Consider the following 24,788-nt stretch of genomic DNA (forward strand, 5'->3'; position numbering starts at 1 on the left):
GCATAAAAAATTCTTGTCGCTTTGAGTGCATTACTGCCGCTCGCAGCCCAGGCTGCAGAACTTGACGGTGCTCAGCTGGCTGCCTGGTGGGCGTACCTTTTATTGGCCTGCTTCTGTCGATTGCGCTCGGGCCATTGTTGGCGCCGGCATTTTGGCATGATCATTTTGGCAAGATTGCAGTGGTTTGGTCGCTGGCTTTCCTGATTCCATGCGCAATGGCATTTGGCGTACCGGTTGCTGCTGCCGGGGTAGTGCACGCGTTTCTTGCCGAGTATTTTCCGTTCATCATCCTGCTTACTGCCTTGTTCGTGGTCGCCGGCGGGATCTGTCTGCGCGGCCATTTGCGCGGCACACCTGCGATGAACACCGGCCTGCTGGCGTTGGGAACTGTGCTGGCCAGCCTGATGGGAACCACTGGCGCGGCGATGCTGTTGATCCGGCCTGTCATCAACGCCAACGAAAATCGCAAGCATACGGTGCACATCGTCGTCTTTTTCATTTTCCTGGTGGCCAATGCTGGCGGTGCGCTGACACCGCTTGGTGATCCGCCGTTGTTCCTGGGTTTCCTGAAAGGCGTCGACTTCTCCTGGACGTTCAAGAACATCTTCGGCCAGACCATGTTCATGTGGGGCGCGTTGCTGATTATTTTCTATTTGCTCGATAACTATTATTTTCATACCAAGGGCGAGGAGTTGCCGCCCAAGCCGGAGCCGGGTACCCCTGGCACGCACTTGCATTTCGAAGGGAAATTCAATTTCGTGCTGCTGGCGGTGGTGGTGGCGCTGGTGCTGATGAGCGGTTTCTGGAAGCCGGGCGTCACCTACAACATATACGGCACTGAGGTCGAATTGCAGAACCTGCTGCGCGACGGCCTGCTGGTCGTGGTGGTCCTGTTGTCGCTCTGGCTGACGCCGAAGGCGGCGCGTGAAGGCAACGATTTCACTTGGGGACCGATCCTGGAAGTGGCCAAGTTGTTCGCCGGGATTTTTGTCACCATTGCGCCGGTGATTGCTATGCTGCGTGCAGGCGAGCTTGGCGCTTTCGGCATGGTGGTACGCGCGGTCACGGGGGCTGACGGCCAGCCAGACAACGCCATGTATTTCTGGGCGACCGGTGTGCTGTCCTCGTTCCTCGACAATGCGCCGACTTACCTGGTCTTCTTCAACACGGCATCCGGCAATGCGGCAGAACTGATGACCACGCTGGCGGCGACGCTGGCGGCGATATCCTGCGGCGCGGTGTTCATGGGCGCCAATAGCTACATCGGCAACGCGCCGAACCTGATGGTCAAGGCTATTGCAGAAGAACGTGGCATCCGCATGCCATCATTCTTTGGCTACATGGCTTGGGCATGCGTGGTGTTGCTGCCGTTGTTTGTCGTGATGACTTTTATTTTCTTCCGTTGAAGGAACAGGCCCTAGTGATGAAACCAAAGATATTGATGGCGCGTGCCGTGTTTCCAGAAGTGATTGCCGGCTTGCAGCAGTATTTCGAAGTCGAGAGCAATCAGGAAGATCGTATTTTCAGCGCCGCCGAACTGGCGTCCCGGTTGCAGGACAAGGACGGTGTGATCGCCACCGCCAGCGAACGCATCTCGGCGGAATTGCTGGCTGCTAGTCCGCGCTTGAAGGCGGTTTGCAACCAGGCGGTCGGCTACAACAATATCGATGTCGTAGCGGCGACCAAGGCAGGCGTGATGGTCACCAACACGCCCGATGTGCTTAACGAAACCACTGCGGACTTCGGCTGGGCGTTGCTGATGGCGACCGCCCGGCGCGTGACGGAATCCGAACATTGGCTGCGTGCTGGGCATTGGAAGCAATGGCGCTACGACAGTTTTTTGGGCGCAGACGTGCATGGCGCCACGCTCGGTATCATCGGCATGGGCCGCATTGGCCAGGCGATTGCGCGGCGTTCGCTAGGCTTCGACATGCAGGTCCTGTATCACAACCGGTCGCGGCTATCGCCGGAACTGGAGGCGCGCGCCAACCAGGCGCGTTACGTTGGCAAGGAGGAATTGCTGCGGCAGGCCGACCATGTGATTCTGGTGCTGCCGTATTCGAAGGAGTCGCACCACACCATTGGTGCCGCTGAATTGGCGTTGATGAAGCCGGGGGCGACGTTGGTGAACCTGGCGCGCGGCGGCATTGTCGATGACCTTGCCTTGATTGCCGCCTTGCGCGACCACAAAATTGCAGCGGCTGGACTTGACGTGTTCGAGAACGAACCGGCCTTGCATCCGGATTTCCTGGACTTGTCGAATGTGGTGCTGACGCCGCATATCGCCAGTGCCTCAGAGCCAACGCGACGGGCCATGGCGGATTGCGCCGCGCGTAATTTGCTGGCGGCTTTGTTGCCGGATAAAGATCGGCCGTTTCCGCCCAATTTACTCAATCCGGAAGTGCTGGGCAAGGTCATGCTGGCTGATAAATAAAGTGGTTTAAAAAATACAGAAAGGCGCGACATGGCTACCCATGTCGCGCCTTTTTTTGTTTTTCGTAGGCCGGGATTTAGTCTTTCAAGCCTTCAACTAGATCGATGTACTGTTGTTGTGCCGCTTCCTGGCTTGTGCCTTTCAGCTCATTCCATGCATCCCATTTGGCGCGGCCGACAAAATCGGTCATGCCAGGGCGATCGCCCTGGACGTCGCCGCTGCTGCCCTGCTTGAATAGCGCGTACAGTTTCAGCATCGTCATGTTGTCCGGGCGCTCGCTTAGTGTCTTGGAGTCGGCCTGGGCTTGCTCGAATTGGGCTTGGAGGGTCATAAGAGTCTCGTCTCGTGTGGATGGATTGTCGGGAAAGGGGAGATCAGTCGGTGACTGCGCCGACCACGGCAGAACCTGCCTTGACGGTGCCTTCGACGACAGTCGAAGCAACACCGACCGCCGCACTGCCGACACTGACGCCGGCGCCGACCACGCTGCTGGTGACGCTGACCACGGTGCAGCCGCCAAGCAACAACGCGGCAAACAGCAGTGGCGTCGCCAGGCGGGAAAACGAGCAGACGTCAGGCAGGCTAGGATATTTCATCAGGCGGCTATCGGGTGATCGAATCGTCGTGCGGGGTTTATACGCCCAGCAGTTCAACTTCAAAAATCAGTGTTGCGTTCGGCGGGATCACGCCACCGGCGCCGCGTGGGCCATAGCCAAGCGCCGCAGGGATGGTCAGCTTGCGGATGCCGCCGATTTTCATGCCTTGCACGCCTTCATCCCAGCCTTTGATGACATGGCCGGCACCCAGCGGGAATTCGAACGGGTCGCCGCGATCCTTGCTGGAATCGAATTTCTTGCCGGCGCTGCCGTCTGGGTTTTGCAACCAGCCGGTGTAGTGCACGGTCACATGATTGCCTGCTTTGGCTTCAGCACCGTCACCGACGCTGACATCTTCATATTGCAGGCCTGAAACGGTAGTAATGGTCGACATTATGGTCCTTTATAGAGTGGTGGTAATTTGACTGCAAGTGGTCGCAGTGTAAACTAAAAAATGCTCGCTAGCCTGTGCCTGCATGCGATTGACACTGTGTTTTGGCGGGGCCGGGCAAGTCATTTAAATTCGTGGGCCTGAATCATGCGCGGTAAAATAGCCCTTTTCGCTTTTCAAAGTTTCGTTATGCCAGCTTTTGTTCGTCGTTCCATCGTCGCCGCCTGCGGTTTGCTGATCGCATTGTCCACATTTGCTGCCCCAGCTACTCCGGTAGCACCCGCCGCTTCGACCGCAGGCAATGTCGTGGTGGTGCTCAATTCCCGTGACGCAACCATCACCTTGCTGGATCAGTCAACTTATAAAGAAATCAATACCTTCCCGGTTGGCAAGGAGCCGCATCATCTGATGCCGACGCCTGATAACAAATCGCTGATCGTCGCTGCCGCCACCGGCAATTCGCTGTTGTTCCTGGATCCGACGAACGGCCAGATTCAAAGCCAGGTAAAAGATATTGTCGACCCATACCAGATCGGCTTCTCGCCAAACCAGAAGTGGTTCATCGCCAACGGCCTGCGGCTGGATCGGATCGACATCTATGGCTATGACGGCAAGAACTTGAAACTGGCCAAGCGCCTGCCGCTGCCATCGATGCCAAGCCATATGGCGTTTACCGCCGACAGTTCGCTGGCCTTCATCAGCCTGCAGGGCAGCGATGAGCTGGCAGCGGTCGACTTGGCCACGCAAAAGGTCAAGTGGACCATGCCGATCGGCAAGCAGCCGGCTGGCGTATACATGACGCCGGATAATAAATACTTGCTGGTGGGCGTGATGGGCAGCGATTATGTTGCGGTGGTCGACTGGCGCACCCAAAAAATCGTCAAGAAAATCAAGACCGGCGACGGCGCGCATAACTTCCGTCCACAAGGCGACAATCGCCACATATTTGTCTCGAACCGTGTCTCGGGTACGATCAACGTCCTCGATCTGAACACGCTGGAAAGCGTTGGCAGCATTGCTGTCCCCGGCGGTCCGGATTGTATGGAAATTACCGCCGACGGCAAGACCATGTGGGTTACGCAGCGCTGGGTCAAGAAGGTGTCGGTTGTCGACCTGGAAACCCGCAAGGTGATCAAGTCGATCCCGGTAGGCCGTTCGCCGCACGGCATCTACTTCAGCAACCGCGCTCCTGAGTTGTGATGCGTATGGTCTTCCCAGGAAAGCGTAGTGTGCTGGCCGCTGGCGTCATCGCGGCGCTGATTGCATCCATGCCGGCGGCATTGGCGGAGCAGGCCGCGACGGCATCGTCCAAGGCTTGCACCGGCACGATCTACCTGACTTTCGATACCGGCAGCCAGTCGCAGGCCGAGTACATCGCCCAAACCCTGCGCCGTCACCACATCAAGGCGACGTTTTTCATGGCCAATGAAAAACCATCAACGGCGATTACACGCTCGATCCGAGCTGGGCGCCTTTCTGGAAATCGCTGGTGGCCGACGGCCATGCTTTTGGTAGCCACACATTCGATCATGTCTACGCCAAGCGCGATCTGCCTGACGGCAAAATTGAAGTGAAGCCGCAGTTCGGCGCCAACGGCGGCAAGCTGCAGGCCTGGACGCCGCAGCAGTATTGCGACGAGCTGAACCGTGTCGATCAACGCTTCCAGAGCCTGACCGGAATCCATATCGACCACTTCTGGCGTACGCCTGGTGGTCATCTGACGCCGCGCACGCTGGCGGCGGGCGAAGCCTGCGGCTACAAGCACGTGGCATGGGCCGAGGCGGGATTTTCCGGCGACGAGCTGCAGAGCGATAAATGGCCGAACCAGATGTTGCTTGAGCGTAGCTTGAAAAACCTGAAGGATGGCGATATCGTGATGGCCCATCTGGGCATCTGGTCGCGCAAGGATCCTTGGGCGCCGGCAGTGCTTGAACCGTTGATCAGCGGCTTGGAAAAAAGGGTTTCTGTTTTGCTACGCTGCGCGACCATCCGGCCTACAAGGGCAACCTGAAAGGGCCGGTCGCAGCGCCTAAAGTAGGGAAGGGCGCATAGGGCATCATGATCGATACCTTGGTAAATTGGTTCGCGGGCACCCAGGCATGGCTATTCCAGTCGGTGGTGCAACCGCTCATGTTCCATGCCGGTTTCAGCGAATACCTGGAAGATGCGTTTGACGGTACCGAGTGGTTCTTGATCGGCGTCTGCGAGCTGGTCCTGTTGTTCCTCGTTCTGCGGCCGCTGGAGAGCATGATTCCGGTGCACGCGATCACCGATCGTCGCGCGCGCTGGATCGATTTCATCTATACCGTGCTGTATCGGCTTGGCGCATTCTCGTTGTTGGTGTTTTTCCTGATCGATCCGCTGGTGGCAAAAGTCACCGAGTTGTTACATCTGGAGGGAATCAATCCATTCAACCTGGAAAACCTGCTGCCGGGTCTTACCGACAAGCCGCTGGTGACTTTCCTGTTGTACCTGCTGGTGCTGGATTTCTGCGAGTACTGGTACCACCGCGCGCAGCATGGCTTCGGCTGGTTGTGGGGTTTGCATAGCTTGCACCATAGCCAGCAGAACATGAATTTGTGGAGCGATGATCGCAACCACTTGCTGGACGGCGTGATCCACGATGTCACGATGGCGCTGGTGGCGCTGGCAATCGGCGTTGAGCCGGCGCAATATGTGCTGCTGGTGTCGATCACGCGCATGTTGCAAAGTCTGCAGCATGCTAATGTACGGATACATTTCGGCCGGCTGGGCGACGCCATCGTGGTGTCGCCGCGGTTTCATCGCTGGCACCATGCGATCGGCATCGGCCATGAGAGCAAAGGAAAGGGCACCTTGGGCGGACATAATTTCGGCGTGTTGTTTTCATTCTGGGACAGTTTGTTCCGCACAGCCCATTTCGCCAAGACCTTCGAGCGTACCGGCGTGCGCGACCAGGTTGCTACGGCCGGCAAGCCCGCCCGCGATTACGGCCGGGGCTTTTGGTCGCAGCAGTGGCTGGGGCTGAAGCGCATGGTCGAATTTTCCAGAAAGTCGGCCCGCTGATGCGCCCCGTACTGGTTGCCTTCGGCAGGGCTTTATTGTCGCAGTTGCATTACCGCATGCTGATGCTGACTTTCCTGCCATTTTTCCTGTCAGTCCTGATTTGGGGGCTGGCGCTGTGGTGGGGTTTGCAACCGTTGATCGACTGGCTGCAAAAAAATTACTTTGCCGGCAATGATGGCATGGGCTTTTCCAATTACATTCCGGCCTGGCTCGGCCTGGGTGCGCTCAAGACCGTCATCGTGCCTTGGCTGGCATTGTGGGCCTTGTTGCCGTTGATGATCCTCACTGCGCTGCTGTTCGTCGGCGCGTTTGCCTTGCCGGCAACGGCGCGCCATATTGGCCGTCGCCATTTTGCCGAGCTTGAGTTGCGCAAGGGTGGCTCGCTGCTGGGGAGCATCTGGACGTCGTTTTCCGCTTTCCTCTTGTTTTGCGTGCTATGGCTGGTGACGTTGCCGTTGTGGTTGATTCCACCGTTTGCCTTCCTGATTCCTCTGGTGTTATGGGGTTGGCTGACTTACCGGGTGTTTGCCTACGAAGCGTTGGCGGCCCATGCCGACAAGGAAGAACTGCGGGCGATCCTGCGGATTCACCGTTGGCCGCTGCTGGTGATCGGCGTCATTACCGGCGCCATGGGCGCGGCGCCGACTGTCTTGTGGCTGGGCGGGGCGTTGTGGCTGGTGGTTTTCCCGTTGCTGGCTGCCGGTTCAATCTGGTTATATGTGCTGGTGTTTGTGTTTACCGGTTTGTGGTTTGAATATTATTGCCTGGAAGCGTTGGCCAAGTATCGTGCGGCTGGCCAGGCCGCTGTCATCATGGCCGAAAGCAAGGACAAGCAGGTAATTCATCAACTGTCGGATACTTCGATTCCAGAATAGAATCGGCTTTCATGCCGCCGTCAATATTCGGGGGTAAGATGGTCGACGAATGCTGTAGGGTTTGACAACGGAGCTATTTCTACTTCCGCCTTTCATCTTCAGCTAATCATCTTGAACTAAGTATCCTGAACTAAGCATCTTCAACTAAGCGGCGATCTTCATGGCAATCGGACTCATCATCATCGGCGACGAAATCCTGTCAGGCAGGAGAATCGACAAACACTTCCCCAAAATCCTGGAAATGCTTTCGGCACGCGGCTTGAGCCTCGACTGGGCGGAATATGTCGGCGACGATCCGGCACGCATCACGGCAACGCTGAAGCGGACGTTTGATAGCGGCGATATCGTGTTTTGCACCGGTGGCATCGGCGCTACGCCGGACGACCATACCCGCCAGTGCGCGGCAGCCGCGCTTGGCGTGCCGCTGGTGCTGCATCCGCAGGCACGCGAGAAAATCCGTGAACGGATTGCCGATACTGCGCGCGATGCCGGGCTTGCTGTCGACTACGATACGCCGGACAACCTGCATCGGCTGAAGATGGGCGAGTTCCCGCGAGGCGCCGACATCATCCCGAATCCCTACAACAAGATCCCTGGCTTCTCGATTCGTCACCAACACGGAGGAGGAGCACATTATTTTGCGCCAGGCTTCCCGGTGATGGCCTGGCCCATGTTTGAGTGGGTGCTGGACACCTACTACGCCGACCGTTTCCATCAAAATCCGCAGCTGGAACAATCGGTGTTGGTGTTCGAAGCGATGGAATCGTCGTTGACGCCGTTGATGGAGGCGATCGAAGCGGAATTCCCTTTGGTAAAGGTGTTCAGCCTGCCGCATGTGGGCGATGCGAATACCCGGCGTCATATCGATCTTGGCGTCAAGGGCGAGCCGGTGCAAAGTGCTGCGGCATTCAAGAAAATGTTGGCCGGGCTGGATCAACTGAAGGCCGAGTACCGGCCCGCATAAGCCCGGACAGCGATTCATTCCCAATCCACATTCATTTAACCAATTGCGCTTGCCGCCAGCGATGCCGACGGCAATGCGCTCTATCTGATTGACATCACATGTTCGGATTCCTCTTCAAACGCGCAGATCGTGCTGCGCCTCAACCCGTCGCCGAGTTGCAAGCCGCAGTACGCGCCGAAACCCGGCAAGCGTCAGATCAGGCAAAACAGCAGGCACTGAGTCAAGCCGAAGCCTTGGGCGATGAAACTGCAGCGGTCGAGTTCATTCTGCAATCAGGTTTTGCGGACGCCCGTCTGCGTGCAGCGCAACTGGTGCAAAGCCGCGAGGCGATGGAAAAGGTGCTGCAAGTCTGCCGCAACACCGATCGACGCGTCGCCAAATTGATGCAAGGCCGCCTCGACAGCGCGCGCCAACAGCAATTGCTCACCGACAAGGCGAGCGCCAGCGTGATGCAGGCACAGCGTTTGCTGCAGGAGCCGTTGCTGATGCCGAATCAGGTTGCCGAACTGGATCGCGGTTGGACCGCCAAGGACGCGCCGGCCGGATTGCTGCAGGAATTTGAACAAATACGGGGTGCGCTGGCCGGTCGCCTGGCCGCTCAGGCAGGTTTGCAACGCACGGCCATCGGCTTGCTGGCCAGCGTACGCGAGCTGCATCAGCAGACCCTGGTCGACGCACAGCACGAGTCGCAAACGGCAGCGCTGGATGCGTTGGAAGCGCAGATGTCAGCTTGTGCAAGCGATGCGGAAGCGGTGACATTGCCGCGCCACCTGATCATCGATTTTGGGCAGGAAGCACAAGCACTGCGCAAATTGCTGGCCGATCTGCAGCAACATGAAGCTGCGTTGCAAGCGCGCCGTGATTTGCTGACGGCATGGGAGGGGCGATGGAAGCGTTGAGCCCCGAGACATTGAAACGCGCCTGGTCGGCTTTGCCGGGATTGCCTGCGGCTGTGCTGGGCGGCGAGCTGGAGCAGCGTTATCAGGCACTGCTGAAGCAGCATACTGTTGTGGTCAGCAAGCCGGAGAAAATCCAGGCCGCGCCAAAGGCTGAGCAAGCGCTAGCAGACGATGGCGGGCGGCCAATATTGCAGAAGCCTTGGATGGCCTGGAGAAATCCCTGGAAGACGGCGCCTTGCAAGCCGCGACGGATTTCGACAAGACCTTGCGCGCCATTGATTTCAAGGCGCACAAACCAAGCGCGGCGCAATTAAGCCGTCTGACGCAGGCGCGAAGCGAATTGACCCGTTTGCAAGGCTGGGCACGCTGGGGCGGTAATGTCTCGCGTGAGGAATTGACCAAGGCGGCACAGGAGCTGCTCGGACAAGAACTGGCGCTGGCTGAGCTGGCCAAGAAAATCGGTAGCCTGCGAGCTCGCTGGAAGTCGCTAGACGGTAGTTCAGGATCGGCGCCGAAAGTGTTGTGGGAAAGTTTTGACGCCGCTTGCACGACTGCCTATGCGCCAGTCGCCGCGCATTTCCAGCAACAGGCCGAACAGCGCCAGGCGAATCTGGTCAATGCGCGTGCGTTGATCGACGACGTGCAGCAATACGCGCAAGCTGCTCTGCCGCTGGAGACGGTTGACGGAGTAGCACCTGACTGGAAAGCCATCGCGCAGTTTTGCCAGCAGAAACAGCAGGCCTGGAAGAGTCAAGGGCCAATCAATCGCAGCGAAAAGAAAGCACTCGATGGTGCGTTTGCCGCTGCGATGCAGGGCCTGTTGACACCGCTGGCGGCGCAGCAGCGAAGCGAAATTGCCCGGCGCGAAAGATTGATTGACGAAGCGGCGCAACTGCCGGCCAACCAGCGCGATACGGCGGATCGCGTGCGTGAGTTGCAGCAGCGTTGGCAGGAACAGGCCAAAGCCTTGCCGCTGCCGCGCCAGGATGAGCAGGAATTGTGGCTGCGTTTTCGTGCCGCCTGCGATGCCATTTTTGCACAGCGCAAGGAATCGGCCTCCAGCGCCGATGCGGAGCGGCGCGACAATCTGCGGCTGCGCGAAGAGCAATGCGCCTTGTTGGAAGCCGCGTCCGCCGAACCGGAAGCGGTGCTGCCCAAACTTCTGCAGCAGGCCCAGCAGGAATGGGCGCGCGCTGGCCAAGTGCCGCGTGCCGAACAGGCACAGATCGAGGCGCGTTTTCAGGAGGCGATCACTGCAATCCGGCGCGCCTGGAGCAAAGCCGCCATAAGGCCGCATTGGCGCAAGCCGACGCCTTGCGCGACAAGCTGATCCTGTGTCAAAAAGCCGAAGCCAATTTAGGCACTGCCGCGGATGAGGATGAATCCGACCGGCGGCAAAGCTGGGCGGCATTGCCGCCACTAGCGCCAAGCTTCGAGAAAATCATCGCTGCCCGCTTTGAACGTGCGTTGCAAAATAGCGACGGATACGCCGCGACATTGGAAGCCAATCGTCCATTGTTGCAACAGGAGTTGTTACGCGCCGAAATCCTCGCCAGCGCCGAAAGCCCGCCAGAGCTATCGCGCGAACGCTTGCAATTGCAGGTTGAAGTGCTCCAGGCATCATTGAAAGCCGGCGCCACTGCGAGAAATATCGAGCAACAACTGTTGCATATCTGCGACTTGCCGGCAGCGATGGACGAGCAGGCACTGGGGCGGTTATTGAAATTGGTGGCGTTGGCGAAGTTTTGAGATTAGGCAAACACGGATAGCGAAAGTATGTGCTCCGTGGTTCGTTAAGTGGAGGGGCCGCATTAAATGGGGGCAGAGTCGAATTTTTGAAAAGCAAAAATTCGACTCTGACCCCATTTAACTCCCATTTAACTATTTTCGGCGATAAAGTTGCCGAAAAAACTCCAACTCCATTTAACTCACTGCTTGGTGGATTATGGCCAGGCAAAAAAATACCCCGGATATCCGGGGTAAGTCGATACCGTGTTGCCGGATACCGAGGAGATTTCGTGCGGCGGGCATGCGCGCCCGCCAGCAAATGATTACTTCTTGGTGCGGGCTGCAGTAGCAGTCTTGGTAGCAGCTTGCGACAATTGATCGACAGCGCTATTGACATTGCTTTCGATGGTTTCAACGGCTTGCTTGGTGCTCTTGGCGAACTGCTCGTAACCGGCGTTGGCGCTGCCGATTGCCGATTTCACGAAAGCTACTGCGCCTTCTGCGCCCGGAGGTACGTTCTTCGAAGCCTGGTCGACGAACTCGATGACCTTGCGCTTGGTTTCAGCAACTTGTGCTTCAGCAGCCTTGGTCAGTTCAGCTTGGGTGCTGGACGCGATACTGGCGAAATGACGGCCATAAGCGATGGCTTTTTCAGTGTTCGGCTGGGCCAGCGACGCGCTCAGCGAAAAGAATTCTTGTGGATCCTTGGCGGCAAACAGCTTCTGGGTGGCAGCGTTCGACTCTTCCAGCGAAGCCTTGGCAGCGCTCAGGTTGAGGTCGATCAGTTTTTCCACACCGGAAAACGCTTTGGTAGTGAAATCGGTAAACAGCGCCAGGTTTGATTCGAAATTTGCTTTGGCGGCGGCCGAGAATTGTTCTGCAACGGTAGACATGGCTTCTCCTAGGGTTTGATGCTGTAAAAAATACGACATAAGTAAGGCGGCTAAGGTGGCTAAGAACTAGCCGTTGATTGCGACTGCCAGTGACTTCAAACGTGCATTGTGCGACGCAACAATTTGATTGTAAATTATTCTGAACCGCTGTCAAGAAGATTTTTGTGCGCCGCAATATAAATATGCAGAAATTTGCCTTAATTGCCAAATAAATATCTTTTTGTGCCAGGTGCAAGCCAAAAATCTATTGGCAATTTAGCTTGAAAGCAGCTCTCAAATTATTTGTTAAGAGCTTCTCGCTTCTCGTCAGGCTTAAATAGTAAAGCGGAAAAAAAGGATTAACATCCTGCTAATTTTGGCAGTTGCATTATCGAATTAGGCTATGGTGAGCAAACCGGGCATCCTGATGCAGATGTCGGATTGCCGGAGCCGCGCCGTTCGCCATCTACATCGGAAGGTGCTTGTCTCCGGTGTTAGACTGATATCTTTATCGATCCCGCCCAGTCTCTTGAAAGCCTTCTACAGCGACCATTTCGTGCTGCCTCTGCCGGCCGGTCATCGCTTTCCGATGCAAAATATCGCCTCATCCACGAGGGTGCGCAGGCGACCGTCGCCGGCATCGAATTCCAGGAGGCACCGACCACCAGCGATGGCGTTCTGGCATTGGCGCATCACCCGCGTTATATCGCCGATGTCAGCAACGGCACGCTGAGCGACAGCGTGCAGAAAGCGATCGGTTTCCCGTGGACACCCCAGATGGTTGAGCGCTCGCGGCGTTCTGCCGGCGCCACTATTGCTGCCTGTCGCGCTGCAATCACGACGCCGGACCGTATCGCCGTCAATCTCGCCGGTGGCACGCATCACGCATTTGCCGATCAGGGCGGCGGTTTTTGCGTATTCAATGATGCTGCGATCGCGGCGCGCCTGATGCAGGCCGAACGCCTTGTGCAGCGGGTGGCGATTGTCGATCTGGATGTCCACCAAGGCAACGGCACGGCATCGATCCTTGCCCATGACGATTCGGTATTCACTTTATCCTTGCACGGTGCGCACAATTATCCCTTCGATAAGGAACGCAGCGATCTCGATGTGGCGCTGCCAGATGGCACCGGCGACGACGCCTATCTGGATGCGCTGCAACAGGCGCTGCAGCAGATGATGCAGCTATTCTCGCCGCAACTGATCATTTTCCTGGCTGGCGCAGATCCGCACGAAGGCGACCGGCTGGGACGCTTGAAGCTGAGTTTCGACGGACTTGCGCGGCGAGACGCAATGGTGCTGGCCATCGCCAGCCGGCACGCGATACCGGTTGCTGTGGCGATGGCAGGCGGATATGGCAAGAACATACAAGACACGGTGGCGATTCATCTGCAAACTATCTCGCTTGCGGCGCATCACGCGCGCCTGCAGCGTGCGGCCCAGCCGCTTACCCAACCCGGATAAATCATGCGTCCAGCAGTTCCTGTTCCTCCTTCCGCGCTGGCCGCTCCTGCGCGGCCAGGCAATCGCCTGCTGGCTGCGATGCCGCTGGTGTTCGTGCTGATCTGGAGCACCGGGTTCGTGGTTGCCAAATTCGGCCTGCCGTACGCGCCGCCATTAACTTTCCTGTTGCTGCGATTCGTCGGCGTGTTGTTGGTGTTGTTGCCTTTGGTGTTGCTGATGCGCGCACCATGGCCGGTCGGGCAGATGCGTCACATAGCGTTTGCCGGGGTGTTGCTGCAGGCTGGCTATCTGGCGGGGGTGTGGTGTGCGATCAAGCTGGGCATGCCAGCCGGATTGTCGGCGCTGATCGTTGGCATGCAGCCGATTCTGACCGCGTTTGCGGCACCCCTGATCGGCGAATCGGTGCGGCCGCGTCAGTGGCTTGGATTGGTGCTTGGCCTTTGCGGTGTCGGCCTGGTGGTGGCAGCCAAGATTACGCTGGTCGGCTTGTCATGGCAAAGCATTGCGCTGTGCCTGATGGCGCTGTTGTCGATCACGCTTGGCACGCTGTACCAGAAACATAAATGCTCGCATTTCGATTTGCGCACTGGCACGCTGATCCAGTTTGCCGCCTCGATCGTGGTGCTGCTGCCGTTGGCGATTTTTTATGAACACCTGGGTCCGACGCTGGACACCGTGCAATGGACGCCGCGTTTCGTCGGTGCCTTGCTGTGGTCGATACTGGCGTTGTCGATTGGCGCGATCTTCCTGCTGTTTGCGCTGATACGCAAGAGCGCAGCGACACAGGTGACTAGCTTGCTCTATCTGACGCCGCCAACCACTGCGGTGATGGCTTGGCTGATGTTCGGCGAAGTGTTCAACCTGATGGGCATACTCGGCATGCTGGTCGCCGTATGTGGCGTAGCGTTCGTTGTCAGGAAATAGGGGCGTCAATCCGGCAGCAGCATTACCAGCTTCAGTTCTGGCCGGTTGGCGACCCGCAGATTAACTTGACGGTACGCCAGCTGACCGAGGGTCGGATGATTAAAGCGGCGCTCGCCGCCTTCCTTCTCAATCACGTCGTGCAGGCTCCAGGCGCGCTTGAACGTAGCGCTGTTGGCGCTCAGGCGCGTGACCAGGTCGGCAATTTGTGGCTCATCCAGATACATCCCGCAATCGGCGCGAAATTCCGCCACTAGACGGCGTGCCCGTTGCTCCCAATCACTGATCAAGATTGCTGCGGAAGGCGTGGAGTAGGTGTACTCCAGCAGATTCTTGCTGCCGGTCTTTTGATCGAGCCAGCCGACGAACAGGGTTTTGGCGGCGCGATTCCAGGCGACGGCATTCCAGTGGCGATCCAGCAAGTAGGCTGGTGTCTTGATGTTGGCGGTGATGGCGAGTATTTCATCTGGAATTTCCTGGCCGGCCGTATCTCGCGATTGCGGATCCTTTTTGCCCGACAGTTCAAATAAATAGGCGCGCTTGGCCCGCGACAGGTGCAACGCATCGGCAATGCGCGCCAGCGCAGCCGTAGATACTGAAACAGTGCGTCCTTGCTCGATCCAGGTGTACCAGGTCACGCTGATGCCGCACAATTGCGCAACTTCTTCGCGCCGCAGCCCCGGCGTGCGGCGGCGCGAGCTGCCGCTCAGGTTCAGTTCCGCCGACGCCAGCTGGGTACGCTGGGTCTTGATGAAGTCACCGAGGGCCTTGCGTTTGCCGGCATCGTCCATGTTGCTCCTGTAGGTATCCTGTTGTTCAAAGTAATAGTATAAACACTGGTCTTGTAACAGGATAAAAAATAACTACACTTGGAACCTGAATTTGATTTGCCAATCCATTCCGAGGAGAACCTGATGACCGCCGCACGCAACCACGACAAGGTGATTTCCGAGCAGTTCGGTAGCACCGCCGCAGCTTATCTGACCAGCACCGTCCACGCGCAGGGTGCCGACTTGCAGCAGTTGGCCGACTACGCTGCCCGGTTCCCGCAAGGCAGGGCGCTTGACGTCGGCTGCGGAGGTGGGCACGCCAGCTTTGCGATCGCGCCGCAAGTCGCTCAGGTGGTCGCGTACGATCTGGCGAGCGAAATGCTGGAAGTGGTGCGGCAAGCGGCCGTTGCGCGAGGCCTGGAAAATCTCTCTGTAAAGCGGGGGAGTGCGGATCAGTTGCCGTTCGAAGACAACTCCTTCGATCTTGTATGTACCCGCTACAGTGCGCATCATTGGAAAGACCTGCCGCATGCATTGTCGGAAATGGCGCGCGTGCTCAAGCCTGGCGGCAAATGCGTCGTCATCGATACGGCTTCGCCGGAAGACGTGTTGGCCGATACCTACCTGCAATCGATTGAGTTGTTGCGCGATACCTCGCATGTGCGCAATCGCAGCCTGTCGGCCTGGGTGGCTTTGCTGGCCCAGGCTGGGTTCAAGGTGACGGCGAATAATGGCTGGAAGCTGGCATTGCAGTTCGATACCTGGGTGGCACGGATGCGCACGCCATCCGAGCGGGTGGTTGCTATCAAATCATTGTGGGATGCGGCGCCGTCGGAAGTGTCGACTTACTTCGGCGTGCAAGCGGATTATTCTTTTTCCATCGATTCCGTGTTGATCGAGTGCGGCAAATAATGTGATTTCCTTTTTTCGTCGCTCGGCGAAGCGGCGGACAGTCCGACGCAAGGTGGTGGGAGCAGGTAGGCGGATGCAAAAAAAGAACATGGCAATTTGATCGGGCCCGCGAAGCATGCGGGCCATTTTTTATGTGGATGAAGGCGCGGTTTTTCTGTTTTCCGAAGCGAAAATAATTCAGTAATTTCAAGCAATTGAAATGATCCTGAAAATGCAAAAAAGATCATAATGACAATTATGTCAAGGTCGTTACAAATTTTTCGGTAAATCACGAAAAGGAATGTTTCCTAATTACGCTAAAATCTACGCGGCAAATCATCGTCCTTACATCGAAAGTTGTTTAATTTAGTGCGCTAACTATCTAATTCTCTTGCGATTTTTTAGGGATTTGCCTACACTGCCACAAAGTTATCGTTCGCCGAATATTGGAGCCGCAAATGGGCAAATCCGCGCTAGTTGTTTTTTTGTCACTCTTCCTGGTGCTCGCGATTGCGCCCGCTACTCCTGCTTTTGCCGAAACAAAACATGTTAGCGCTAAGAAGAACACAAAAAAAACTGCGGCTAAAACAACTTCCAAGACGGCTTCCAAAACATCCTCCAGCAAGAAAACTGCCGCTGCCGGTGGTTCCAGAAAACATCAGGTAATTGCAGCCCGCGGCCACAAGCAAGGCAGCATTGCATCGTTCGACAAAAACGAAAAGCTGGTCAAGAAAGTAGTGATGGTGCATGGCCGCCGCAAGGTGACTTATCAGCGCGTCGCTTTTGCGCCGGTAGTGCCTGCCTTGCCTCCGGTCCTGTCGGCCGGCGAGCAGGCTGGATTGAACCTGACACGCGATCCGCTGGAATTGAAATCCAGCGTCGCACTGGTACTGGACCAGAACAGCTCGGAAGTTTTGCTGGACAAGAATTCCCAGGTCGCCTTGCCGATCGCATCGCTGACCAAGCTGATGACCAGCATGGTGGTGGTCGAATCGAAGCAGGACATGAACGAAGTATTGAGCGTGACCGACGATGATATCGATCGCGAAAAACACAGCAGCTCGCGCTTGCGCATTGGTTCGCAACTGACCCGTGCCGACATGCTGCACATTGCCTTGATGAGTTCCGAGAATCGTGCAGCATCTGCGCTTGGCCGCAACTATCCAGGTGGCTTGCCGGCGTTCGTCGCCGCCATGAATGCCAAAGCCAAAGCGCTGGGCATGACAGAAACCCACTATGTCGATTCCACAGGGCTGTCGCACCTGAACGTCGCCAGCGCTCGCGATTTGTCGCGCTTGGTGATGGCGGCTTATCAGCATCCAATCATTCGTCAGTACTCGACGGATTCCAAGTATGTCGTCGAACCAGGCGGCCGTTCGCTGCAATATTCGACATCCAATCATCTGGTCGAAAATCCTGAATGGCAGATCGGCCTGCAAAAGACAGGCTACATCAACGAAGCAGGACGCTGCATGGTCATGCAGACGACTATCGATGGTCGTCAGATCGTGATGGTGTTCCTTGATTCGCGTGGCAAGTATTCGCGCCAGGCAGATGCTGATCGCGTACGCCGCTGGCTGGCTGAATCGCATCCATCGACCTTGACTGGAGTCAAGGTTGCAGACCGCCAAAGTTAATTCCTGCGATGTGCCGCCAATGCAATGCGGCCGGTAATGAACGAAAAAGAGCTTATTCGATCGACGAATAAGCTCTTTTTTATTGACAACCCGCGTATTGCAAAGCGGGCCAGGCGGGTCTGGTTGCCGTTGTAACCGGTTACTGCTGGGACGAGTAGCCGAGCACGGCGGAAATCTGGTTCGCGGTGCTGATCAAATCCTCGACCCATTCTTCCTGCAAGCGATCTGCCGGCGCCGAGATCGACAGTCCAGCCACCATCTTGCCGGAATCGTCGCGAATGCCGGCCGCCATGCAGCGCACGCCGAGTTCCAGTTCCTCGTTGTCGCGTGCATAGCCGAGTGCACGCACCAGGCTCAGTTCACGTTCCAGCTTGCTGAGGTCGGTGATGGAATTCTTGTTATGGCCGGCCAGGCCGGTGCGGGTGGCGTAGGCGCGCACCATTTTCGGATCGTCGATGGACAGGAACAGCTTGCCGGTCGAGGTCAGGTGCAACGGTGCGCGGCCGCCGATGGCGCGCACTACCTGCATGCCGGAGCGCTCGGAAAAGGCACGGTCGATGTAGACGATTTCATCGCTCTGGCGTACCGACAGGTTCACCGTCTGATTGGTCTTGCGATGTAGGCCGCGCATAAAATCGAGCGCAGCTTCACGCACATTAAGGCGACTCTTGACCACATTGCCCAGTTCAAGCAAGCGCATGCCAAGCCGATAGCTGCCAGGCTCGGAGCGGTCGACGAAGCGTTTCACCACCAGGTCGTTGAGAATGCGGTGCGCTGTGGAGGGATGCAGGCCGGTGACCGCCGAAAGTTCTTTCAGGCTGACCGGATCGGGGTAGAGCGCCAGCGTATCCAGCAGCGAAATCATGCGTTCGATGACCTGGATGGAAATTTTACCGGCGTCGTCAGTCGTGGCTGTTTTCATGGGGGTATTGGTGCATTGCAATGGAATCTTTATATCATAATGTGAAAAATTATGCTTTAGTATTGTCACCGATTAGAGTGGCGGCACAAGTTAATAACTATGATCAACGACGGTCAGCAGCGCAAGTGCATGGCTTGACTAAAAACAATCACAAGCATTTGGCGTGCACCGCAGCAAGACTGTTAAAATCTGTCGGCGCAACCCTGCGTTACCTTTGAACATCAGCACAGCATGAGCAAAAAACCGCAATCACCGCAGTCGCAAGAGCCTACGCAGCGCATCAGCGAATTCAAGAGCACCAGCGGTTTCAAACGAATTTTCTCGGCATTTTTCTATTCGATAGAGGGCTTCAAGTCGGCCTGGAAAAACGAGCATGCATTCCGCCAGGAGTTGATGCTGGTGATTCCCGGTATCATCGTTGCCTTGTTGTTGCCGGTTTCTGCGATCCAGAAACTGATGCTGATCGCGGTGCTGGTCTGGATCATCATCATCGAATTGATCAATTCGGCGATTGAAGCGGTGGTCGACCGGGTTTCCCTGGAGCGCAATCCGTTATCGAAGAACGCCAAGGATTTTGGCAGCGCCGCCGTGTTGCTGACCTGTATCCTGGCCGTCGCTACCTGGGCTGTCATTCTTTATCCCCTGTTGTTTTCCTGATTAACGCTGCGGCATCCTGAAGTAACTGGATGCCCACTCCGCCGTCTCCGCGCGGATCTTTTCGCATTCATTGATTCAATTTACTGATTCTTTTGGTCAGCACTAAAATATTGCCCTTGTTTGCACGTTTGTGTATATTTGTGCGTGTTTATGCATATTTTGGTTCGATTGGATAAAAATGGCCCTGACCCACCTCCTTCTGAAAGAGCGTCATGCGCTGATCCGGCAGTCTTTGCAGACGCAGGGACGGGTCCTGGCGCAGGATCTGGCGCAGCAATTGAATGTGTCGGAAGACACCATTCGTCGCGATTTGCGCGACCTGGCCGCAGCCGGACTGTGCCAGCGCGTGTATGGCGGCGCGCTGCCAATCTCGCACGCCAACGCGCCGCTGGCGGAACGGCGGATGGAAGCGATGGAGCGCAAGGCCCGGCTGGCACGCGCGGCGGTGCGGCTGGTTACTGCCGACAGTGTGCTGTTCATCGATGCCGGTTCGACCAACCTGGCTATCGCTGAGGCACTGCCGGAGTTGCCGTTGACTGTCATTACCAATGCGCCGACGATTGCTGTGGCGCTGCAGGAACGTGCGGCAATCGAACTGATCCTGATCGGCGGCCGGGTTGACCGGCGCAGCGGCGCCAGCCTCGGCGCTGCCGCATTGCGCGATGCCGAACGGTTGCGGCCGGATTTGTTTTTCCTGGGCGGCTGCGGCATCGATGCCGAGGCCGGCGTCACTTGCTTCAATTATGAAGAAGCCGAATTCAAGCGCAGCCTGGCGGTCGCCAGCCGGGCGGTAGCGGTGGCCGTCACCAGCGAGAAGGTAGGCACCGCGGCGCCGTATTCGGTGCTCACTGCGGGGCATCTTACGCACCTGGTGGTCGAGCAGGATGCCGACTCTGAGCAACTGGCGGCATTCGCCAGCCATGGCGTGCAATTGCTACGCGCCGACGCCGAATAATCGTCCTCCATTTTTCCGAAAGCCATGCCATGAACCAGATCGGCCCCAAGCAACGCCTTGCCACCCGTCTTGCTTTTCTTAGCGCCGGCCTGTGCATGTCCGCCTGGGCGCCGTTGGTGCCATATGCAAAGGCGCGGCTTGGACTGAATGAGGGATCGCTTGGATTGCTGCTGCTTTGCCTTGGCGTTGGTTCGTTGCTGGCGATGCCGCTGACAGGCGTACTGGCGGCGCGCCTCGGTTGCCGGCGCGTGATCCTGACTGCGGCGCGCTGACCTGTCTGCTGTTGCCTTGCTTGGCGCTGGCGGACAGTCCACTGCAGTTGGGCATTGCACTATTTGTATTCGGCGCCGCCATCGGCACACTGGATGTCGCCATGAATGTGCAGGCGGTGATGGTGGAAAAAGCCAGTGGCGGTGCGTTGATGTCGGGCTTCCACGGTTTGTTCAGCGTCGGTGGATTCGTCGGTGCCGGCGGTATGGCGTTGCTACTATGGGGCGGCTTGAGTCCATTCTGGTCGAGCGTCACGGCAGTGGCATTTGTTGCGCTCGTGCTGGTGGTAGCTGCGCCGCATTTGCTACGGGAGCCGGAGCAGTCCGATCGCGACGCACTGTTTGTGCTGCCGCATGGCGCGGTGATTTTTATCGGCGTATTGTGTTTCATTGTGTTCCTGGTCGAAGGCGCGATCCTTGACTGGAGTGCGCTGTTCCTGACAGCGGCGCGTGGCCTCAGTGCCAGCCAGGGCGGACTTGGTTATGCCGCCTTTGCTATCGCCATGACTGCCGGCCGGCTGACCGGCGATCGCATCGTTAAACGTTTCGGCGGCAAGCGCGTGTTGTTGCTGGGCGGCTTGTGCGCGGCTGGCGGCTTCTTTCTCGCCGTATCGGCAGCGACCGCAGCCATTGCCTTGCTTGGATTTGTCTTGATCGGCCTGGGCGCCTCCAACATCGTGCCTATTCTGTTCAGTGCGGCGGGCAATCAGGCGGCGATGCCAGCCGGGCTGGCGATTGCAGCCATCACCACCCTCGGCTACGCCGGCATCCTGGCCGGACCGGCGCTGATCGGCTTTGTTGCGCATGCGACCAGCCTCAATGTGGCGTTCGCCCTGCTAGGCTGCGCACTGTTGCTGGTGGCAGCCAGCGCTCATCTCGGAGCTGCGTCAAAGAACGCTGCCTGAAGCGCGCATCGGCTCAGCGAAATTTCGCCGCACTGATGAATTGAGAATAAGCCTCGCACCAGATAACAATGGTGTTGTAGCGCGACAGGTCGACGCCCGGCGGCAAATCGACGATAAAGCCGTCAAAGGTTTTTACTTCACCTACCCGCAGCGCTTGCTCCTTGATGTCGAGGAAGCCTTGCTTGTTGTCGACGAATTCAGACGTCAGGTACACCTTGTAGTCGGGACCGGGAGCGACACTGCCTTCGAAGGCAATTTGCTTGTCGCCGATGGAAACCGTGCCTTGCGCCCAGTGCACGAAATCGCTGCCCGGCAAATCCTTTTTGAACTCCCCTTTGTATTGGGCCTGGCTGGCCGCCTGCTTTAGTTCCGCAGCGGTCGGGCCTTCTCCCGCCGTCAGGATAGGGAGCATATAAATGCCAGCGGCAAAGCCGATGACGACAGCTAGCAGATGTGATGCGATGTAGGCGAAGATTTTTTTCATATGTGATCCTGGTGAAAATGGCGGTGAACGAAGTTGCAGCGAATTACCCCATCTAGTCGCACACATTCTTCGATCCTTACATTTTTAACAAGATTATCCAGCAGTTTTTTTTGGGTCGCCAGTCATTCATGGCCGGGCGCGTCCGTCGCAGATTTCCATGCAGCCAGCTTTATACCAATTCAGCTCGAATATGCGACGTCCTTATTCATTCGGCAGGTCCATGCATATCTGTTTTACGTATAACGAGAGAAGAAAGAATTCGTTCTGTTTTTAAAGGCGGCTCATTAATCTGTACTCCTCAAAACAAAACGTTCACGAGGGAAGAAGAATATGTTGAAGAAAATCGTTCGTTCGGTGATTGCCATTGCCTTGGTCGCGCAGAGTGCGCAGATCGTTCATGCGGCGGATTTTTCGCTGCTCAATGTTTCTTATGATCCGACACGTGAGCTGTATCAGGACTACAACAAGGCGTTTGCCAAATACTGGAAAGAAAAGAGCGGCGACAACGTCACGATCAAGGCATCGCATGGCGGTTCCGGCAAGCAGGGGCGTTCGGTGATCGACGGCCTGGAAGCCGATGTGGTGACCTTGGCGCTGGCTTACGACATTGACGAGATTTCGGAAAAGGCCAAGCTGCTTCCCGCCGATTGGCAAAAGCGCCTGCCGCATAACAGCACGCCATATACCTCGACCATCGTGCTGCTGGTGCGCAAGGGCAATCCGAAGGGCATCAAGGACTGGGACGACCTGGTCAAGCCGGGCGTATCGGTGGTGGTGGCCAATCCAAAGACTTCCGGCGGCGCACGCTGGGCTTACCTGGCAGCTTACGGCTATGCGTTGAAGAAGAATAATAACGATGATGCCAAGGCGCGCGATTTCATCACCAAGTTGTACAAAAATGTGCCGGTGCTGGATTCCGGCGCGCGCGGTTCGACCGTGACGTTCGCTGAACGCGGCGTTGGCGACGTGTTGCTGTCGTGGGAAAACGAGGCGTACCTGGTGGAAGCGGAATTTGGCAAAGGCAAGTTCGATACCGTGTTTCCGTCGCTGAGCATCCTGGCTGAACCGCCGGTTGCCGTGGTCGACAAGGTGGTCGACAAACGTGGAACGCGCAAGATTGCGCAAGCCTACCTGGAATACCTGTACTCGCCTGAAGGCCAGGAAATCGCGGCGCGCAATTACTACCGCCCTACCGATCCTAAGGTCGCAGCCAAGTATGCGTCGAAGTTTCCAAAGCTGAGTCTGTTCACCATTGACGACACATTCGGCGGCTGGACCAAGGCCCAGAAAACGCACTTCAGCGATGGCGGCGTATTCGACAAGATTTACCAGCCGGGCGCGAAATAATTCACGTCACTGTTTAACCGCGGCATCGCCAATAACGGTGATGCCGTTTCAAGTATCAAGATTGCCATAGATGACTATTTTGCTGTTGGCCGGCAGTCCGTCGGCGCCATCCCGTTCTACCCGGGTATTGCATCATGTAGGTGAAAAGCTGGCGCTGCTGGGCCATCGATACAGCAAACTGGATGTACGCGATTTGCCGGGCGATGCGTTGTTGCGGGCGGATTTCAAGCACCCTGAGATTCAGGCAGCATTGTCGCAAGTTGCAGAAGCCACTGCGGTAGTGGTGGCGACGCCAGTCTACAAGGCAGCGTACAGCGGCGTGCTGAAGGCCTTCCTGGATTTGTTGCCGCAATTTGGATTGACCGACAAGTTGGTGTTGCCGCTGGCGACCGGTGGCAGCCAGTCGCATATGCTGGCGCTGGATTATGCGTTGCGGCCGGTGTTGTCCTCGCTCGCCGCTAAACATGTGTTGCCGAGCATTTATGCCACAGAGGCGCAGGTAATGTGGTCGGAGCAAGACGGCCTGAGTCTTGATGAAAATATTGTCCAGCGCATCAATGAAGGTGTGCAGCAGCTGTCGGATAGTTTGCAGGCGTTGAACAAGATAGCCAGCAATGCATTCCATCCGATTCCGTTTTCGCAAGTGCGATGTAGCGTGTAATAACCCGACGCCCTATTAATTAATTTACCCCGCCCAGTCGTCATGAAAAAGCCATCTGTCAGGTGGCGGGGGATCGCTTTGTCCAAAAAAAACATCAGGAAGCATGCAATGACCGATTCGACCAGAAACAAACATACACGCCGCCATGTACTGGCACTGCTGTCGGCTGTGATCGCCGGCGCGTTCGTCGTCGGCGCGCCGCGGCTGGCGCAGGCGCAGGACAAGCAGGTGCTGCGTATCGGCTATCAGAAAGCGGCCAGCACACTGGTGCTGCTGAAAGCGCACGGCACATTGGAAAAGCGGCTGGCGGCGCAAGGCATTGAGGTCAAGTGGGCCGAGTTTGCGGCAGGGCCGCAATTGCTGGAAGCGCTGAATGTCGGATCGGTTGATTTCGGTTATGTCGGTGAAGCGCCGCCGATTGTGGCGCAAGCTGCCGGCGCAGATTTTGTCTACAGCGCCTATGAAATCTCGACACCGGAAGCGGAAAGCATCCTGGTGCCGAAGAATTCGCCGATCAAGACGTTGAACGAGCTGAAGGGCAAGAAGATCGCCTTCAACAAAGGCTCCGATGTGCACTGGCTGGTGATCAGCCTGCTGAAGAAAGGTGGCGTCGGCTATGGTGAATTCCGGCCGATTTACCTGGCGCCGGCCGATGCGCGTGCGGCGTTCGAGCGTGGCGCGGTCGATGGTTGGGCGATCTGGGACCCGTTCCAGAGCGCCGCCGTCAAACAGATCGATGCCCGTGTACTGGCTAGCGGCACGGGCGTGGTTAGCCATCATCAATTTTTCTTGAGCGCGCGCAAGTACGCTGAAAAGAATCAGGCGGTGATCAATACGATCCTGGAAGAAGTCGGCAAGGAAGGCCAATGGATCCGCGCCAATTACAAGGAAGCCGCTGCGCAGTTGGCGCCGATCCAGGGACTAGATGCGGACGTGATCGAAATCGGCCTCAGGCATTACGCCCATGTCTACAAGCCGATTGACAGCAAGGTGCTGGACGAGCAGCAAAGGATCGCCGATACCTTCTATGAATTGAAGTTGATTCCAAAGAAGATCTCGACGCATGACGCCGTATTGGCGAATAAAACCTGAGCGAGATCA

General features: G+C 57.0%; 23 protein-coding genes and 4 pseudogenes. 20 read left to right on the forward strand and 7 right to left on the reverse strand.

Features of this window, described 5'->3' with window-relative positions:
• The first annotated feature begins 9 nt into the window (after nucleotides 1-9).
• Both CAter10_RS06220 and CAter10_RS06225 read left to right on the forward strand, forming a co-directional pair.
• A pseudogene (locus tag CAter10_RS06220) lies at nucleotides 10-1,406 on the forward strand (sodium:proton antiporter).
• Nucleotides 1,407-1,423: 17 nt separating this feature from the next.
• The gene (locus CAter10_RS06225; RefSeq protein WP_061532735.1) at nucleotides 1,424-2,434 is read left to right on the forward strand and encodes a 2-hydroxyacid dehydrogenase; all 1,011 of its coding nucleotides are present in this window, start codon (nucleotides 1,424-1,426) and stop codon (nucleotides 2,432-2,434) included.
• A gap of 76 nt (nucleotides 2,435-2,510) precedes the next feature.
• Here CAter10_RS06225 and CAter10_RS06230 read toward each other — a convergent pair whose 3' ends face one another.
• From CAter10_RS06230 to CAter10_RS06240, 3 genes are read right to left on the reverse strand one after another with little or no spacing between them, the layout of a single operon-like run.
• The gene (locus tag CAter10_RS06230; protein ID WP_061532736.1) at nucleotides 2,511-2,765 is read right to left on the reverse strand and encodes an acyl-CoA-binding protein; all 255 of its coding nucleotides are present in this window, start codon (nucleotides 2,763-2,765) and stop codon (nucleotides 2,511-2,513) included.
• Nucleotides 2,766-2,808: 43 nt separating this feature from the next.
• On the reverse strand, nucleotides 2,809-3,030 hold the full coding sequence (locus CAter10_RS06235; protein WP_061532737.1) for a hypothetical protein: 222 nt from the start codon (nucleotides 3,028-3,030) through the stop codon (nucleotides 2,809-2,811).
• 37 nt (nucleotides 3,031-3,067) lie between these two features.
• Entirely contained in the window at nucleotides 3,068-3,424 is a 357-nt protein-coding gene (locus tag CAter10_RS06240) for an FKBP-type peptidyl-prolyl cis-trans isomerase (RefSeq protein ID WP_061532738.1), read from the reverse strand.
• A 186-nt stretch (nucleotides 3,425-3,610) separates the two neighbouring features.
• On the opposite strand from CAter10_RS06240, the gene CAter10_RS06245 reads away from it, so the two are divergent.
• The 8 genes and pseudogenes from CAter10_RS06245 to CAter10_RS06280 all read left to right on the forward strand — a co-directional run bounded on the left by CAter10_RS06245 (nucleotide 3,611) and on the right by CAter10_RS06280 (nucleotide 10,953).
• Nucleotides 3,611-4,621 carry a YVTN family beta-propeller repeat protein gene (locus tag CAter10_RS06245; RefSeq protein WP_061532739.1) on the forward strand — a complete coding sequence of 337 codons (1,011 nt, stop codon included), beginning with the start codon at nucleotides 3,611-3,613 and terminating at the stop codon, nucleotides 4,619-4,621.
• Nucleotides 4,621-5,473 (forward strand): annotated as a pseudogene (locus tag CAter10_RS06250) (polysaccharide deacetylase family protein). The gene CAter10_RS06245 and the pseudogene CAter10_RS06250 overlap by 1 nt, the downstream one beginning before the upstream one ends.
• Before the next feature lie 6 nt (nucleotides 5,474-5,479).
• On the forward strand, nucleotides 5,480-6,466 hold the full coding sequence (locus tag CAter10_RS06255; RefSeq protein ID WP_061532740.1) for a sterol desaturase family protein: 987 nt from the start codon (nucleotides 5,480-5,482) through the stop codon (nucleotides 6,464-6,466).
• Complete coding sequence (locus CAter10_RS06260; RefSeq protein ID WP_061532741.1) at nucleotides 6,466-7,341, forward strand: EI24 domain-containing protein; 876 nt, start codon at nucleotides 6,466-6,468, stop codon at nucleotides 7,339-7,341. The genes CAter10_RS06255 and CAter10_RS06260 overlap by 1 nt, the downstream gene beginning before the upstream one ends.
• A gap of 160 nt (nucleotides 7,342-7,501) precedes the next feature.
• Nucleotides 7,502-8,305, forward strand: coding sequence for a competence/damage-inducible protein A (locus CAter10_RS06265; protein ID WP_061532742.1), 804 nt, complete (start codon nucleotides 7,502-7,504; stop codon nucleotides 8,303-8,305).
• Between the two features lie 98 nt (nucleotides 8,306-8,403).
• Complete coding sequence (locus CAter10_RS06270) at nucleotides 8,404-9,204, forward strand: hypothetical protein (protein ID WP_061532743.1); 801 nt, start codon at nucleotides 8,404-8,406, stop codon at nucleotides 9,202-9,204.
• A gap of 199 nt (nucleotides 9,205-9,403) precedes the next feature.
• Nucleotides 9,404-10,534, forward strand: coding sequence for a DUF349 domain-containing protein (locus CAter10_RS06275; protein WP_061532744.1), 1,131 nt, complete (start codon nucleotides 9,404-9,406; stop codon nucleotides 10,532-10,534).
• A complete protein-coding gene (locus CAter10_RS06280; RefSeq protein ID WP_061532745.1) occupies nucleotides 10,501-10,953 on the forward strand; it encodes a hypothetical protein in 453 nt (150 codons plus the stop codon). The genes CAter10_RS06275 and CAter10_RS06280 overlap by 34 nt, the downstream gene beginning before the upstream one ends.
• Nucleotides 10,954-11,255: 302 nt before the next feature.
• Here the strand turns inward: CAter10_RS06280 and CAter10_RS06285 are convergent, their stop codons facing one another.
• Nucleotides 11,256-11,825 carry a phasin family protein gene (locus CAter10_RS06285; protein ID WP_061532746.1) on the reverse strand — a complete coding sequence of 190 codons (570 nt, stop codon included), beginning with the start codon at nucleotides 11,823-11,825 and terminating at the stop codon, nucleotides 11,256-11,258.
• A 508-nt stretch (nucleotides 11,826-12,333) separates the two neighbouring features.
• Between CAter10_RS06285 and CAter10_RS06290 the strand changes: the two are divergent.
• Together CAter10_RS06290 and CAter10_RS06295 are read left to right on the forward strand one after the other, a co-directional pair.
• Nucleotides 12,334-13,268 (forward strand): annotated as a pseudogene (locus tag CAter10_RS06290) (histone deacetylase family protein).
• A 78-nt stretch (nucleotides 13,269-13,346) separates the two neighbouring features.
• On the forward strand, nucleotides 13,347-14,192 hold the full coding sequence (locus CAter10_RS06295; protein ID WP_061535194.1) for a DMT family transporter: 846 nt from the start codon (nucleotides 13,347-13,349) through the stop codon (nucleotides 14,190-14,192).
• A 5-nt stretch (nucleotides 14,193-14,197) separates the two neighbouring features.
• Here CAter10_RS06295 and CAter10_RS06300 read toward each other — a convergent pair whose 3' ends face one another.
• Nucleotides 14,198-14,980, reverse strand: coding sequence for a helix-turn-helix transcriptional regulator (locus CAter10_RS06300; RefSeq protein ID WP_061532747.1), 783 nt, complete (start codon nucleotides 14,978-14,980; stop codon nucleotides 14,198-14,200).
• Between the two features lie 123 nt (nucleotides 14,981-15,103).
• Between CAter10_RS06300 and CAter10_RS06305 the strand changes: the two genes are divergently transcribed.
• Nucleotides 15,104-15,871, forward strand: a complete 768-nt coding sequence (locus CAter10_RS06305; RefSeq protein ID WP_061535195.1) for a class I SAM-dependent methyltransferase — start codon at nucleotides 15,104-15,106, stop codon at nucleotides 15,869-15,871.
• A 437-nt stretch (nucleotides 15,872-16,308) separates the two neighbouring features.
• Entirely contained in the window at nucleotides 16,309-17,487 is a 1,179-nt protein-coding gene (gene pbpG, locus CAter10_RS06310; RefSeq protein ID WP_061532748.1) for a D-alanyl-D-alanine endopeptidase, read from the forward strand.
• Between the two features lie 139 nt (nucleotides 17,488-17,626).
• Here the strand turns inward: pbpG and CAter10_RS06315 are convergent, their stop codons facing one another.
• Nucleotides 17,627-18,409, reverse strand: coding sequence for an IclR family transcriptional regulator (locus tag CAter10_RS06315; RefSeq protein WP_061532749.1), 783 nt, complete (start codon nucleotides 18,407-18,409; stop codon nucleotides 17,627-17,629).
• A gap of 231 nt (nucleotides 18,410-18,640) precedes the next feature.
• Between CAter10_RS06315 and CAter10_RS06320 the strand changes: the two genes are divergently transcribed.
• From CAter10_RS06320 to CAter10_RS06330, 3 genes and pseudogenes are all read left to right on the forward strand, one after another.
• A complete protein-coding gene (locus CAter10_RS06320) occupies nucleotides 18,641-19,066 on the forward strand; it encodes a diacylglycerol kinase (RefSeq protein ID WP_061532750.1) in 426 nt (141 codons plus the stop codon).
• 178 nt (nucleotides 19,067-19,244) lie between these two features.
• Nucleotides 19,245-20,021, forward strand: a complete 777-nt coding sequence (locus tag CAter10_RS06325) for a DeoR/GlpR family DNA-binding transcription regulator (RefSeq protein ID WP_061532751.1) — start codon at nucleotides 19,245-19,247, stop codon at nucleotides 20,019-20,021.
• Nucleotides 20,022-20,050: 29 nt separating this feature from the next.
• Nucleotides 20,051-21,195: pseudogene (locus CAter10_RS06330) on the forward strand (MFS transporter).
• Between the two features lie 13 nt (nucleotides 21,196-21,208).
• Here CAter10_RS06330 and CAter10_RS06335 read toward each other — a convergent pair.
• On the reverse strand, nucleotides 21,209-21,679 hold the full coding sequence (locus CAter10_RS06335; protein WP_061532752.1) for a DM13 domain-containing protein: 471 nt from the start codon (nucleotides 21,677-21,679) through the stop codon (nucleotides 21,209-21,211).
• Between the two features lie 330 nt (nucleotides 21,680-22,009).
• Between CAter10_RS06335 and CAter10_RS06340 the strand changes: the two genes are divergently transcribed.
• From CAter10_RS06340 to CAter10_RS06350, 3 genes are all read left to right on the forward strand, one after another.
• Nucleotides 22,010-23,026 carry a sulfate ABC transporter substrate-binding protein gene (locus tag CAter10_RS06340; protein ID WP_061532753.1) on the forward strand — a complete coding sequence of 339 codons (1,017 nt, stop codon included), beginning with the start codon at nucleotides 22,010-22,012 and terminating at the stop codon, nucleotides 23,024-23,026.
• 70 nt (nucleotides 23,027-23,096) lie between these two features.
• Nucleotides 23,097-23,687, forward strand: coding sequence for an NADPH-dependent FMN reductase (ssuE, locus tag CAter10_RS06345; RefSeq protein WP_061532754.1), 591 nt, complete (start codon nucleotides 23,097-23,099; stop codon nucleotides 23,685-23,687).
• Nucleotides 23,688-23,795: 108 nt separating this feature from the next.
• The gene (locus CAter10_RS06350) at nucleotides 23,796-24,779 is read left to right on the forward strand and encodes a sulfonate ABC transporter substrate-binding protein (protein WP_061532755.1); all 984 of its coding nucleotides are present in this window, start codon (nucleotides 23,796-23,798) and stop codon (nucleotides 24,777-24,779) included.
• Nucleotides 24,780-24,788: the final 9 nt, after the last annotated feature.

Origin of the sequence: Collimonas arenae, from assembly GCF_001584165.1 — a bacterium.
Taxonomy (GTDB): domain Bacteria; phylum Pseudomonadota; class Gammaproteobacteria; order Burkholderiales; family Burkholderiaceae_D; genus Collimonas; species Collimonas arenae.

Coding starts and splice junctions, on each gene's coding strand:
- CAter10_RS06225 (WP_061532735.1), top strand. CDS start 1,424: ATGAAACCAAAGATATTGATGGCGCGTGCCGTGTTTCCAGAAGTGATT.
- CAter10_RS06230 (WP_061532736.1), bottom strand. CDS start 2,765: ATGACCCTCCAAGCCCAATTCGAGCAAGCCCAGGCCGACTCCAAGACA.
- CAter10_RS06235 (WP_061532737.1), bottom strand. CDS start 3,030: ATGAAATATCCTAGCCTGCCTGACGTCTGCTCGTTTTCCCGCCTGGCG.
- CAter10_RS06240 (WP_061532738.1), bottom strand. CDS start 3,424: ATGTCGACCATTACTACCGTTTCAGGCCTGCAATATGAAGATGTCAGC.
- CAter10_RS06245 (WP_061532739.1), top strand. CDS start 3,611: ATGCCAGCTTTTGTTCGTCGTTCCATCGTCGCCGCCTGCGGTTTGCTG.
- CAter10_RS06255 (WP_061532740.1), top strand. CDS start 5,480: ATGATCGATACCTTGGTAAATTGGTTCGCGGGCACCCAGGCATGGCTA.
- CAter10_RS06260 (WP_061532741.1), top strand. CDS start 6,466: ATGCGCCCCGTACTGGTTGCCTTCGGCAGGGCTTTATTGTCGCAGTTG.
- CAter10_RS06265 (WP_061532742.1), top strand. CDS start 7,502: ATGGCAATCGGACTCATCATCATCGGCGACGAAATCCTGTCAGGCAGG.
- CAter10_RS06270 (WP_061532743.1), top strand. CDS start 8,404: ATGTTCGGATTCCTCTTCAAACGCGCAGATCGTGCTGCGCCTCAACCC.
- CAter10_RS06285 (WP_061532746.1), bottom strand. CDS start 11,825: ATGTCTACCGTTGCAGAACAATTCTCGGCCGCCGCCAAAGCAAATTTC.
- CAter10_RS06295 (WP_061535194.1), top strand. CDS start 13,347: ATGCCGCTGGTGTTCGTGCTGATCTGGAGCACCGGGTTCGTGGTTGCC.
- CAter10_RS06300 (WP_061532747.1), bottom strand. CDS start 14,980: ATGGACGATGCCGGCAAACGCAAGGCCCTCGGTGACTTCATCAAGACC.
- CAter10_RS06305 (WP_061535195.1), top strand. CDS start 15,104: ATGACCGCCGCACGCAACCACGACAAGGTGATTTCCGAGCAGTTCGGT.
- pbpG (WP_061532748.1), top strand. CDS start 16,309: ATGGGCAAATCCGCGCTAGTTGTTTTTTTGTCACTCTTCCTGGTGCTC.
- CAter10_RS06315 (WP_061532749.1), bottom strand. CDS start 18,409: ATGAAAACAGCCACGACTGACGACGCCGGTAAAATTTCCATCCAGGTC.
- CAter10_RS06320 (WP_061532750.1), top strand. CDS start 18,641: ATGAGCAAAAAACCGCAATCACCGCAGTCGCAAGAGCCTACGCAGCGC.
- CAter10_RS06325 (WP_061532751.1), top strand. CDS start 19,245: ATGGCCCTGACCCACCTCCTTCTGAAAGAGCGTCATGCGCTGATCCGG.
- CAter10_RS06335 (WP_061532752.1), bottom strand. CDS start 21,679: ATGAAAAAAATCTTCGCCTACATCGCATCACATCTGCTAGCTGTCGTC.
- CAter10_RS06340 (WP_061532753.1), top strand. CDS start 22,010: ATGTTGAAGAAAATCGTTCGTTCGGTGATTGCCATTGCCTTGGTCGCG.
- ssuE (WP_061532754.1), top strand. CDS start 23,097: ATGACTATTTTGCTGTTGGCCGGCAGTCCGTCGGCGCCATCCCGTTCT.
- CAter10_RS06350 (WP_061532755.1), top strand. CDS start 23,796: ATGACCGATTCGACCAGAAACAAACATACACGCCGCCATGTACTGGCA.